This is a genomic window from Tepidibacter aestuarii (assembly GCF_934924865.1).
Taxonomy (GTDB): Bacteria; Bacillota; Clostridia; order Peptostreptococcales; family Peptostreptococcaceae; genus Tepidibacter_A; species Tepidibacter_A aestuarii.
This window is the reverse complement of the sequence record NZ_OW235315.1, coordinates 248,565-261,315: the sequence shown is the minus strand read 5'-3', so window position 1 is coordinate 261,315 and position 12,751 is coordinate 248,565. Positions and strand designations below refer to the sequence as shown.

Here is a 12,751-nt window from a genome sequence, read left to right as displayed (position 1 = left end):
CACCCCTTTTTAAAAAAAACCTAACCATTTAAGGCTAGGTTTTTATATTCACAATTTAAAATATATTATCACCCTTCCCTCCGAAGGCTTCCCATTTAATTAATTGAAAAGGTATCCTGACTTAGATTCATCCTACTCCCTTACCTTCCTACAAATAATTGAAGTGGTATATTTTAGGTTTCGTCTTTCATTACAGTAGCGGGGGCTGTAGAGGATTTTAACCTCTTTCCCTTTTACCAATTAATTTTTATATTCTAATTTTGTATAATATCCTTTTATGAATTCAAAAGCAACTTTCATAAAAGGTTAAATAAAGACTTTTTTATAATATCATATAGGATATTATTATTCAATATTTCAAACCTTCGCCCTTGGTTTTATACGTATTCATAACCTACGATATTGTCGTCTCCAGTTGAATATATTCTGCTATTTTTTTCAACCACCAAGAAGTCATCTTCATTCCAATACCCATTTATTAAATTCTCTATCATATCACTATTCCCCTTTATTTCTTCAAAATTCCATTGTCTTTTTTTAGATATATTTATAACATCATGAGAATAATTTTCTTTTACTAATTTATTTGTCACATATACAGCTTTATTATATCTTTTTATCCATTCCTTAGATATTTGTGACAGATATTTTGCTCCTTTTTTTCCGTATTTCTGCTCATAATACTCATAACTTTCTCCAAGTCCTATGCTTTTTAAATCCTGCATATCTTGATTTATACCGTTTTTTTCTATCCAAGATGACATATAGTACATAGAATTTGGACTTTCTTCAAAATACTCTTTGTATTTTCTCTTAGAGCCTATAAAAAGTGTTATACAATCATGTACCTTAGGTACAACTATTTTTATATCTCTAGTTTGTATTCCATTAAGTGCATTTCCACAAAGTCCAAACCCCATTAATATATAATCGTATTTAGATGAATCTACGTTATCAATCTTTTTTTGTATACTCTCCTTCATCTTTTGAGGATACAAATGGTTGTACGAATCCATAAGTTCTATATCCACTATATTATCGCTAAGTGAACTGTAATAATAAAAATCCCTAGATAAAACATCGCATATAAGTGCTTTACATCTCATATCGTTTCCCCCCTAATTATAAGTATATATTTTTCAAAAACTCTTCTTGAAAATTTTCATATTTAGCTATATCTATATGTTCTGTATTATCCATATAGTAATTTATATCTTCTTCTAACTTATCATTGCAAAGAAATTTCTTAGCTCCTTCTCCTGCTGCATTTCCAAGAGATATTATATTTTCAGAATCTATATTTGGAATAAGTCCAATTACTTTTGCACTTTCCTTATTTATAAAATTACCAAACGCTCCCGCTAAACATATATAATCTAAATCTTGTACAGTTATTTTTTCTTCTTGCATCAGTATATTTATTCCACTTCTTATAGCTGATTTTGCTAGTTGTAATTGTCTTATATCATCTTGAGTTATGGATATATCCTCAGTTATTTTAAATTCATATTTTTTATCTTTTTTTACTACTCTATTACTCAATTTTATATTTTTTATTTTTTGTGGATTGGTTATTTTTCCTGTTTTATTTATTATTCCTGCTTTTAGCATTTCGCTTACTATATCTACTAATGCTGAACCACATATTCCTCTCGCCTTTTTATTATTTATAGTTTCGTATTCTATATCTTCTTTTATCTTAAACTTATTTATAGCTCCATCAAATGCCTGCATCCCAAATTTTATATTGGCGCCTTCAAAGGCTGGACCAGCTGCTGTTGAACATGCTAAAAGAGATTCTTTAGTCGATAAAACTATCTCTCCATTCGTTCCAAGATCTATCAGTAATATGTTTTTATCATTATCAATCAAATCAGCTTCTATCATAGCAGCTACCGTATCTGATCCTAAAAAACCTGCTATATTAGGTAAAAACATCACAACAGCATTTTTATTCATGTTATCAAATAATATATTAGATCCCCTATCGTATAACATATCTCTATTAACAGGTATAAAAGGAAGCTTTGATAAAGTATATAGATTAAGTCCCCAGAATATGTGTGACATAGCAGTGTTTCCTACTATTACACATTTATACACATCCTCTTTAACTATGTTAAACTTATTTAAAATAAGTCCTATATTATAATCTATCTCTTCTATAATTTTTTGTTTTAATATATCAATCCCATTTCTATTTTCTATTGTATAGTTAATTCTAGATATAACATCGGCACCATATAATGACTGAGGATTTTGAAACGATTTGACACTCATTTGTTCCCCTGTATTTAAATTCAATAAGTATATTGCAACAGTTGTGGTCCCTATATCTATTGCAATACCGTATTTTTCATTGGAACAATTATCTTCTTTAACATCTATAATCTTATCTTTATATAAGATTATATTTATAGGTTCATTGTAGTTCATATTAGATATATTTTTCATTATTTCATTATCAATATATACATTTCCTAATTGTTTTTTTATTAAATCTATTATGCTTATTCCATTTTCAAAATCTATTTTTATATTTTTGTGCTTTAGCAAGCTTTCAATACCGTATTTTATTTTTTTTGAATCACTCTTACATTCATTTATGTCGTATTCTATTTCAACTTCTCCATCTTCAGTCATGTAAGTCTTACATGCAAGTCTTATTCCCTCTTTTATCTCTTTTTTGCTCAAATGTTTGATTTCTTCTTCAGTTATATTACTTGTACTATTTTTGATTTTAACCTTACATTTACCACAAATACCTTTGCCCGAACATGGTGCATAAAATGATATATTATTTTCTTTTACTCCCTGTAGTATATTTTGTCCTTTTTTTATATATACGTTTTTTTTCAAACCACATCGCCCCTAACTTTACTTTGCAATATGTATATTAATAGATTTTAATATATATTACATTTTGCCAAAATTCAGAAAATAGTACAGGCTGAATGTACTATTTTATATACATAGAGAATATATTAAATAAATATATAAAACCTAATAAGTCCTATAGGACTTTTCTCTTGTTTCTCTTACATTAAATTCTTATTATTTTCTCAAATATCAAGCTTCAACCTATCCGAAAGCTAAAAATTATAAAAATTAAGCCAGATTAAAAACTCCATCTGAATTAAGTTTCGCTTTACAATTAAATACTTTAAGGGGGAAGAATTATATGGATACTAGTAAAATGTTGTACTTTGGTGATATTGGAATAGACAAAAAAGCTGAGCTTTTCAATTGTTCTTCAGAGTTAAAAAATATAGCAGATAATTTTCATGATGCTATGGATAAAGCTTTGGTTAGAAGTCAAATTATAGAACTTGTTGAAAATCATTACGACATAGGTAAGGTTTTAGATGTTTATGAAGTATTTGGCGGATACATAAACAGAAGCTTTGCAATTTATGCTGAAAAAGATGGTCAAAAATATGAATACTTTGTTAGAAGATATAAGAATGGTATAACTGAAAACGAAATAAAGTTTGAACATTCTCTTATAAAATTCTCAATTGATAATGGACTCGATATTGCAGCTAATCTAATACCAGCTATTGATAACTCTACTTTTGTGAGAAAAGAAAGAAACTCGGGAGTTATTCAATACTTTGCTGTATACAATTATTTAGCTGGTGAAGATAAATATTCATGGGATAATCCTAACTGCAATGATGAAGAATATAAATCTTTAGCATCGATTTTAGGTCGTTTTCATAACGCTTCTCATAAGTTTAATCCTGAAGATCTTGAAAGAGCTGAACCTAAAATAATGGATTTATTGCCTACTTTACCATCAAAATATAAAGATTTCACTAAGAAAGATTTGAATACAAAGTTCCATAAATATTACATTAAAAATATAGATTATATATTAGATGTTATTGAAACTTCTCAGATTCCTTCAGAAGATGTAGATAAAATGCCTAAAAATCCTTGTCATAACGACTATCATCCCGGAAATTTAAAATATTTAAACAATAAGGTTGTGGGTATATTTGACTTTGACTGGTCAAAAATAGACCTTAGACTATTCGATGTATGTCTTGCTATGGCTTATTGCTGTAGTTCATGGGACGACGACCAAGATGGTGTTTTAAGACTTGATAAATGTCAAATTTTCTTAAAGTCATACCAGGATACATTAAAAGAAATAGATGAATTGTCTCCGCTTACTGATTTAGAGATAAATTATCTTCCTACAATGATGGCAGCCGCTAATATGTATCTTATAAATTGGGATGTTTGTGCTTATTATGATGGCGTTGATCTTAATGAGTATGAATACACAGCTTATCTTCAACACAATGTAAGACTTATGAAGTGGATAGAGAATCATAAAGACGATATAGCAAATATGACAAAATCACTATAGCTTAGTTATCTATAGCATTTCTCTCTATATCAAAACTTTTCTGTTTTAGATTAAGTAAAACTTAATTAAGGAGGAATATCTATGGATTTAAAATCCGCTAAGCAATCTCAAATGGAACTTGAACTTTCCCACGCTAAAAAAGGAATTGGTTTTGGTATATTCTCTGGTGCTTCATGGGGACTTAGTGGTGTTCTTTTGGGTATTGCACTCGGAATGGCGCCTTTTACAAATGGTATTAGCTTATACGCAGCTCCACTAGCTGGGGCTGCTCTTCATGATGGTTTTGCAGCATTTTGGGTATTTTTAGTTAATTTATTCAATGGCAAGTGGAAGGAATATGGAAGAACTCTTAGTACAAAACCTGGTAAAATTGTATGTTTAGCAGCTTTATTCGGAGGTCCTATAGGTATGTCTGGTTACTTGCTTGGTATAAATTTAGCTGGAACATCCTATGCTCTTTCAATAACTGCTACCTATCCTGCTCTTGGAGCTATACTCGGAGTCATTATTTTAAAAGAAAAGATATCGCCTAGAGTTTGGTTTGGAATTTTCTGTTGTATAGTTGGCGCAATAATAGTAGGATATGTTCCTCCTGAAGGAGGAAACTACCCTCATTTTTATCTAGGACTTGGTCTATCATTACTTGCAGCTTTTGGTTGGGCTACTGAAGGCGTTCTATCAACCTATGGTATGGATATGGTTGACCCTGATATATCTATTGGTATTAGGGAGGCTACATCTTTTATTGTATATTTAGTTGCTATACTTCCACTTGTAGCAGGATTCCCTGTATTCTTTAACGCTTTTAAGCAGCATAGCTTATATTTTGTAGCACTAGCTGGTTTAGCTGGAGGATTATCTTATATCGGCTGGTATAGAGCTCTTAATACAACTGGTGTAAGCCGTGCCATGGCTTTTAATATAACTTACGCCTTATGGTCTGTTTTATTTGGTTGGTTGTTTACAGACCTTCAAATCACTTTAAATCTAATAATAGGATGTTTAGTTATTACACTAGGTACTCTTTTAGTATCAGCTAATCCTAAAGATCTTTTAAATCTGAGAAATAAGGAGTGATTTAAATGGCAAAGCTTCCTATGAAATTTAGAATACTTCATCTTTTATCAAAAAAAGAAAATCTAACTATACACGACATTATGGACAATTTAAAAGATGAATATGGCACTGAAGGTCAATTTAAAAAAACAATTATAAGCTCATATATACAATCACTTAAGGCTGTAGGAATGATTGAGACTACTGATGTTTATTTTGACGATAATAATGAACTAACCGAGAAATACAATATAACCGAGTATGGACTAGGCAGACTCAAATATCTTCCTAAGGAATGGATAGATTAACATGATCCTCAAGTTTTGATATAGATTTGCTATAGATTTCTTTATATATTAACATACAGGTTCCTTCTATACGAGGGCCTGTATGTTATACATAATTTAATAAAGTCTTGATAAATATTTCGATAAAAATATTTCAAGTTTATATATATTTAGGGGGGAAATTATTATGCATTATGCTGATTTTTTTGATAAAGATCAAATATTAAAAATTCATGAGGCTTCACTTGAAATAGTTGAAGATATAGGGCTCATAGTTAGAAATGAAAAAGCTAGAGACATCTTTTCAAAGAATGGCTGTATAGTTGACAATAAAACTTGTATTGTCAAAATACCAAAAGACATAGTTGAGAAATATAGACAGTACTATGTTCCTGATTATATATTTACAGCTCAAGACCCTAAGTTTGATATAAATCTTAAAAACGATAGACCTGTTATAGTTACAGGAAGCTCTGCTCCTAATATTATAGATCCTAAAACAGGAGAAGAAAGACGTTCAACATCTACAGATATTGCAAATATTGCATATTTAATAAATGAACTAGATGGATTTGACGTATTCTCTATTTCGACACTAGCTGATGATGCCCCTAAGGATCAGATAAGTCTATCTCGTTTTTATCCAGCACTTAAAAACTGTAAAAAACCTGTAAGAAGTAATACTCCTACTATCAAAGATTTAGAGCAAGTATTAGAGCTGGGATACACTATAGCAGGTTCTAAAGAAGCTTATATGAAGAGACCTTTTATTAATCACCACTATTGTCCTGTAGTATCACCTCTTACTATGGATGTTGAATCTACAGAGGCTGTCATATACCTTACTCAAATGGGTCTTCCAGTTTACGGAACTATAGTTCCTAATGCAGGTATGACATCTCCTATGAATATGCTATCTACATTAGTTCTTGGAAATGCTGAATTCTTAGCACTTTCAACTCTTATTCAAATGATAAGACCAGGTGCTCCTATGATATATGCAGTTCTTTCTACTGTTGCAGATATGAGAACTGGTAACTATGCACCAGGTGCTATAGAAACTGGAATACTTCAAAGAGCTCATACTGAAATGGCAAGATTTTATAATGTTCCATCAGGAGGATATATAGGTCTTACTAACTCTCAAGTAAACGATGCTCAGTGTGGCTACGAAACCGGAATGAACACTACTGCTGCACTACTTGGTGGTTCTGATTTATTCAACATGGGAGGATTACTGGGAAGCCTTATGGCATTTGACTTTGGTAAAGCCGTTATAGATAACGAGATAGCTTTAATGTTAAAACAAATGAAACGTGGTGTTGAATTTAAAGAAAAGGATCTTAGCTTAGATCTTATAAAAGAAATAGGTCCTGGTGGAACTTATATGGATTGCATGCACACTATGAAAAACATGCGTAAAACTGCGTTCTATCCTACGGTTGCAACTCGTGATATGAGAGGAAAATGGATAGACCATGGTAAGGAAGACGCTCAAACTAGAGCTTTAAAAGTAGCTGATAAAATACTTTCTAAACCTAATAAATCTGCATTTGATTCTGAGATTGATAGTATCATACATGCTAAATTCAAAAATTTAGTAAAAGGAGATGTTATTTGGTAGAATCTTTTAGATTAAGTTTTCATATACATTAATATATCATTTTAATTTTATTCAAAAGTTATTAAGTTTCACTTTATCTAATAATGATAGCTTATCTTCAGATATAAATATAAGCTTATTAAATTAAAATTTATTTTATTAGGGGTGATTTTTTATGAGTATATCAAAGATTTATGATGCAGTTTTGGAGTTTGATGAGGAATTAGTAGTTGAATCAGTTGAAGAAGAAATTAGTAAAGGAACAGATATAACAAGTGTACTTAATGATGGGCTTATAAGCGCTATGGACGAGGTTGGTAGACTATTTAGTGAAGGCGAATTTTTTGTACCTGAAATGTTAATGGCTGCTCATTCTATGAAGGCAGGTCTTGATGTATTAAAGCCTCATATGAGTGCTGATGACAACGCTTCTAAAGGAACTATCGTAATAGGATCTGTAAAAGGAGATATGCATGATATAGGTAAAAACCTTGTTGCTATGATGATGGAAGGTGCTGGATTTAAGGTAGTGGATATAGGTATAGATGCTGATACTGAAACATTCTTAAATGCTGCAAAAGAACACGGTGCTGATGTTGTATGTATGTCTGCTCTTTTAACTACTACTATGCCAGCCATGGCAGAAGTAATAAATAAAATAAAAGAAGAGAAATTAGAATATAAAACTATGGTAGGTGGAGCTCCTGTAACTCAAAAATTTGCTGATCAAATCGGAGCTAGCGGATACAGTGAGGATGCTGCTGAAGCAGTAGAGCTTGCGCGTGAATTGGTAAAATAATTAAAAGGGTTCCTTTGGAACCCTTTTTGATAAATTAAAGGAGGATAATAAATATGATTATTGTTGGTGAACTTATCAATGCCAGCCGTAAATTAATAGGAAAAGCTATCGAAGAACAAGATTCTGATTACATAAAGAAAGTTGCTCGCGATCAAGCTGATGCTGGTGCCAATTATATAGATGTAAACGCAGGTATATTCGTAGGTCAAGAACCTGAATATCTGGAGTGGTTAGTTAAGAACGTTCAAGAGGAAGTAGATATCCCTTGTTGTATAGACTCTCCAGATCCTAATGCTATTGAAAGAGCTTTAAAGGTTCATAATGGAATAGCTATGATAAACTCTATATCTCTTGAAAAAGATAGACATGATAAGATACTTCCAATAGTTTCAGGAACTGACCTTAAGGTAGTAGCTCTTTGTATGAGCGATGATGGAATGCCTGAAACTACTGATGACAGACTTAAAATAGCTGATAAGCTTATAAATGGACTAGTTCAAAATAATGTTCCTTTAGATAATATATATGTAGATCCTCTAGTTCAACCTATAGCTACTAAGGATTCTTTTGGTGTAGAATTCTTAGATGCTGTAGAAAAAATAATGACTAATTTCAAAGGAGTTCATACAGTATGTGGTCTATCTAATATATCTTATGGTCTTCCAAAGCGTAAATTTATGAATAGTTTATTCGCTACTATGGCTATAGCAAAAGGGCTTGATGGCCTTTTAATAAATCCTCTTGATAAGCAAATGATGGCAAATATAATAGTTGCTGAAACTCTAGCTGGAAGAGATAATTTCTGTATGAAGTACTTAAAAGGATATAGAAAGAAAAAATTCGAATTTTAAACCAATCTCCCCTTTTAATAAGGGGAGATTCTTTTTTAAAGGGGGAAAAATATGAATCTAATAATGTTTGACTTTGATGGAGTAATAATAGATTCTCTAGAACAATTTACGAAAGACTTTATATCAGCTTGTAATGAACATGGTCTTTTATCTGTAAACTCTCAAAAGGATATGCTAGATTTATTCGATAACAATGTTTATGAAAGTATATTATCCCTGGGTATAGATGAATTTAGAATAGATGAAATTCTCTCTTCATACAAGAGAAATTCTCAAAATAATATATTTAATTCTAAGTTATTTGATGGAGTAAAAGACATGCTCCAATCTCTTAGTTTAAATAATAAAGTATTTATAATAACCTCTAATATTTCTTCTCTAACAAATGATTTTTTAAGATTAAACGGTGTAGACTGTGTCGAAGATGTAATAGGCGCTGATATAGAAAAGAGTAAAATAAAAAAGATCAAACACGTTATAGATCTTTACCCTAACCTCTCACCTTATTATGTAGGAGATACTAAGGGAGATATGATAGAAGGTAAAATTTCAAATGCTAAGACTATAGGAGTAACATGGGGCTGGCATACATTATCTCAGCTTAAAAATGGAGGAGCGGATTTTATAGTTAACTCTCCTGATGATATATTGGATATATTTAAAGTATAGTTTTTGATAACCGACAAAACAAAAAAATGATGCCTATTAGAAATAAGCATCATTTTTTATTAATCTATTCAGTTTCTATTGTTCGATACTTTCAATATCATCTTCGCTTATTTCAGGGAACTCTACATCTTCTCCAAAGTCATAGTACTTTGATTCAGCTGTAGATTTAGTTTCACTGTTCATTCCCATAAAGTTCATATTCATATCCATTTCCATTTTCATCTTATCATACATCTTAGTTTCTTTATCTATATAGTACTTGCACTTCATTTCCAATTGCATATTTTCGATTAGAGAATCTATAATTTGTTTTACCATTTCTTGATTGCCAGACTCGTCTATAAATTCATCTATGTCTTTTTTATCTTTGTTTTCTATATCTTCAACATTAGCAGCTATTTCAGTAGCCTTATCAGCTATCATCTTAACTATTTCTTTAAATGATTCATTGTCTATATCTATAGATACAACATAATAATCTTTGTCTTCTATTTTTTCGTCTGCTTCATACTTAGCATACATACCAAATACATCTAATTGCTCTTTAGTAAGTGTATTAGTATTCATACTACTTCCCATAACAGATTGTAACTCATTCATCATAGGATTCATATCCATTTTGATCCACTTTTCTTGTGCATCAGATTTAATGTACATTATTCTATCTTTCATATAAACCTCTGAAGTCATAATCATATCTTCATCCGTTTCTGGATTTTTCATAGTAGTAGTATCTTTTACGTATACTGTTTCAGGAGCTTCAAATTGTATTTCTTGAACCTTGCTCATATTTGTAACCATATCTTCTTCAGACTCTTCTTGTGATTTTATAGTACTTGTAGAAGTCGTATTAGTTGTAGCTTTGTAAGTCTTTTTCTCAAGCATATTTTGACTAGCCTTATCTAGCATATCATATACTGTTAATCCTTCTCTTTTTAACTCTGTGTTATAGTACTCAACTGCATTTTTTATCATACTATCGTAGTTTGCTTTAGTTAAAACTGCATTTGGATCAATACTGTTGTCTATTATTCCTTTATCCATACTATAAGCTATATAGCCCTTAGCCCAGTCTGATCCTTTTTCAATTCCTTGAATATCCATTCTTTGAGCAAATTTTTCTTCGCCCATTGCTCTTACTATCATAGCCATGGCCTCTTCGTTAGTAATAGCTTTATTAGGCTTAAAAGACTCTCCATATCCTGAGGCTATTTTTTCCTCTACTATAGTATTAATATATTGTGAATCTTCTGCTTTAATATCATTAAAAGAAGATTCTCCACCTTCTAATAATTCAATTTTAAATGCATCGATTATGCTTTTTGATAATTCTATTCTACTTACACTGTCATTTTCTTGAGCCATTGAAACAGTTGTAAAAGACATCAGAATAGATATTACTAAAGCGAACACTAATTTTAAAGTTTTCAACTTAAACCCCTCCTTATCCAATTAATTCCATACACGGAATATATTTATATTACCATATTTTATATTATTTTTATACTCTATTTATTCCTATATAAAAGATTTATTTTTGTAACAATTTTTATATTACTTAAATATATATATAGAGAGGAATAAAATTTTTTTTATCAGGGAGGTCTACCTTATGTATGATTATAGAAAATGCAACAAAAAATATAACGGTGGTATGGATATGGATATGGACATGGATATGATGGGTATGCAATATATGAACCCAATGATGGGAATGCAGGCTATGATGGGCATGAATCCTATGATGGGCATGAATCCTATGATGGATATGGACGATATGAATATGCCCGCTCCTATGGGATATATGGTATATGTTTATCCAATGGGCGCAATGCAGCAAGGCATGCAAGCTATGAATCCTATGATGGGTATGCCAGGTATGATGGGTATGCCAGGTATGATGGGTATGCCGGGTATGAATCCTATGATGGGTATGCCAGGTATGATGGGTATGGATCCTATGATGGGTATGCACGATATGGACTATTGCGAGGATGATGATGAGTAAATAAGCAAGGAGCTGTCTTAAAAATGATTTTAAAGATCATTTCAAAAGATAGCTTCTTTTTCTTTATATAATTTTTACATAAATAAAAATGGCTGTCTCAAAATAGAAATTAATTTCTATTTTGAGACAGCCATTACTATTCTAGTTTCTAACTATTATATAACTCATATATCCTAAATATAAACATACTAGAAATATTCCTTCTGATCTAAATACTGTTCTTTTAGTTATAGCAAATATGTATATTATTATAGTAACCAATAATAAAAATGCCATATCTACAAATATAATTGGATTTATTGGTATAGGTCTTATAGATGATGATATACCTAAAACAAGAAGAACATTGAATAAATTAGAGCCTATAACATTTCCCATAGCTATATCACTTTCATTCTTAAATGCTGCTACAATAGATGTTACGAGTTCTGGAAGTGAAGTTCCTACAGCTACAATAGTAAGTCCTACTAAATTTTTGCTCATTCCAAGGTCTATAGCGATAGATGAACTGGCATCAACCACCCATTCCGAACCATAAATAATTCCTAAAACTCCTATAATACTCATAAATATACTCTTGCCTAAAGATGACTTTTCCCCATCATCTTTATAATCTTCTCTTGACATTATAGCCATCTCTATAAGATAGTATAAAAATACTGAAAACAGAGAAAGAAGTATTAATCCATCTGCCTTAGATATAACATCCATGTGCGCTCCTTGAAGGCTTGTATCTGCGCATAAAATAAATAATACAATACTAGTTAATATTGCAAATGGAAATTCTTTTAATATAGTACCCTTTTGAATCTTCATAGGATTTATTATAGATGATATACCTATAACCAGTAAAAAGTTAAATAAATTAGATCCTACAACATTTCCAAGCGCTATCTCATTAGATCCCTTAAGAGCAGCATTAATACTAACAGCAGCTTCTGGAGCACTAGTTCCAAATGCAACTATAGTAAGACCTATAAGTATAGGAGGTATTTTAAAAGTTTTTGCTATTGATGAAGATCCGTCTACAAATAAGTCTGCTCCCTTTATCAAAAACACAAAACCTATTATTAATATAAAATAATCCAAACCTAACCATC

Annotated in this window: 12 protein-coding genes and 1 riboswitch; of the genes, 8 read left to right on the top strand and 4 right to left on the bottom strand. The window is 30.9% G+C overall.

All coding sequences use genetic code 11. From position 1 onward, the window contains the following. Positions 1 to 89 precede the first annotated feature (89 nt). Positions 90 to 273: riboswitch (cobalamin riboswitch) on the bottom strand. Between the two features lie 104 nt (positions 274 to 377). Both M2214_RS01275 and M2214_RS01270 read right to left on the bottom strand, forming a co-directional pair. Then, on the bottom strand, positions 378 to 1,106 hold the full coding sequence (locus M2214_RS01275; protein WP_248481919.1) for a DUF1638 domain-containing protein: 729 nt from the start codon (positions 1,104 to 1,106) through the stop codon (positions 378 to 380). 16 nt (positions 1,107 to 1,122) lie between these two features. Further along, positions 1,123 to 2,859, bottom strand: a complete 1,737-nt coding sequence (locus M2214_RS01270; RefSeq protein ID WP_248481917.1) for an ASKHA domain-containing protein — start codon at positions 2,857 to 2,859, stop codon at positions 1,123 to 1,125. A gap of 322 nt (positions 2,860 to 3,181) precedes the next feature. Here M2214_RS01270 and M2214_RS01265 point away from each other — a divergent pair, with 322 nt between their 5' ends. The 7 genes from M2214_RS01265 (at position 3,182) to M2214_RS01235 (ending at position 9,643) form a co-directional block, all read left to right on the top strand. Then, on the top strand, positions 3,182 to 4,378 hold the full coding sequence (locus tag M2214_RS01265; protein WP_248481915.1) for a phosphotransferase enzyme family protein: 1,197 nt from the start codon (positions 3,182 to 3,184) through the stop codon (positions 4,376 to 4,378). Positions 4,379 to 4,459: 81 nt separating this feature from the next. Further along, the gene (locus M2214_RS01260) at positions 4,460 to 5,455 is read left to right on the top strand and encodes a DMT family transporter (RefSeq protein WP_248481913.1); all 996 of its coding nucleotides are present in this window, start codon (positions 4,460 to 4,462) and stop codon (positions 5,453 to 5,455) included. 5 nt (positions 5,456 to 5,460) lie between these two features. Further along, a complete protein-coding gene (locus tag M2214_RS01255; RefSeq protein WP_248481911.1) occupies positions 5,461 to 5,742 on the top strand; it encodes a hypothetical protein in 282 nt (93 codons plus the stop codon). A gap of 166 nt (positions 5,743 to 5,908) precedes the next feature. Then, complete coding sequence (locus M2214_RS01250; protein ID WP_248481909.1) at positions 5,909 to 7,345, top strand: trimethylamine methyltransferase family protein; 1,437 nt, start codon at positions 5,909 to 5,911, stop codon at positions 7,343 to 7,345. Between the two features lie 154 nt (positions 7,346 to 7,499). Then, positions 7,500 to 8,123 (top strand): corrinoid protein, encoded by a 624-nt coding sequence (locus tag M2214_RS01245; RefSeq protein WP_248481907.1) that lies wholly within the window; start codon positions 7,500 to 7,502, stop codon positions 8,121 to 8,123. A gap of 53 nt (positions 8,124 to 8,176) precedes the next feature. Beyond that, positions 8,177 to 8,974 (top strand): methyltetrahydrofolate cobalamin methyltransferase, encoded by a 798-nt coding sequence (locus M2214_RS01240; protein WP_248481905.1) that lies wholly within the window; start codon positions 8,177 to 8,179, stop codon positions 8,972 to 8,974. Positions 8,975 to 9,025: 51 nt separating this feature from the next. Continuing rightward, positions 9,026 to 9,643: an HAD family hydrolase gene (locus M2214_RS01235; RefSeq protein ID WP_248481904.1), complete on the top strand. Its 618-nt coding sequence runs from the start codon at positions 9,026 to 9,028 to the stop codon at positions 9,641 to 9,643. Positions 9,644 to 9,718: 75 nt separating this feature from the next. Here the strand turns inward: M2214_RS01235 and M2214_RS01230 are convergent, their stop codons facing one another. Next, positions 9,719 to 11,074 (bottom strand): S-layer homology domain-containing protein, encoded by a 1,356-nt coding sequence (locus tag M2214_RS01230; RefSeq protein WP_248481902.1) that lies wholly within the window; start codon positions 11,072 to 11,074, stop codon positions 9,719 to 9,721. A gap of 181 nt (positions 11,075 to 11,255) precedes the next feature. Here M2214_RS01230 and M2214_RS01225 point away from each other — a divergent pair, with 181 nt between their 5' ends. Further along, positions 11,256 to 11,651, top strand: coding sequence for a hypothetical protein (locus M2214_RS01225; RefSeq protein ID WP_248481900.1), 396 nt, complete (start codon positions 11,256 to 11,258; stop codon positions 11,649 to 11,651). Between the two features lie 141 nt (positions 11,652 to 11,792). On the opposite strand, the gene M2214_RS01220 is transcribed toward M2214_RS01225, so the two are convergent. Beyond that, positions 11,793 to 12,740: a calcium/sodium antiporter gene (locus M2214_RS01220; protein WP_248481898.1), complete on the bottom strand. Its 948-nt coding sequence runs from the start codon at positions 12,738 to 12,740 to the stop codon at positions 11,793 to 11,795. Positions 12,741 to 12,751 lie beyond the last annotated feature (11 nt).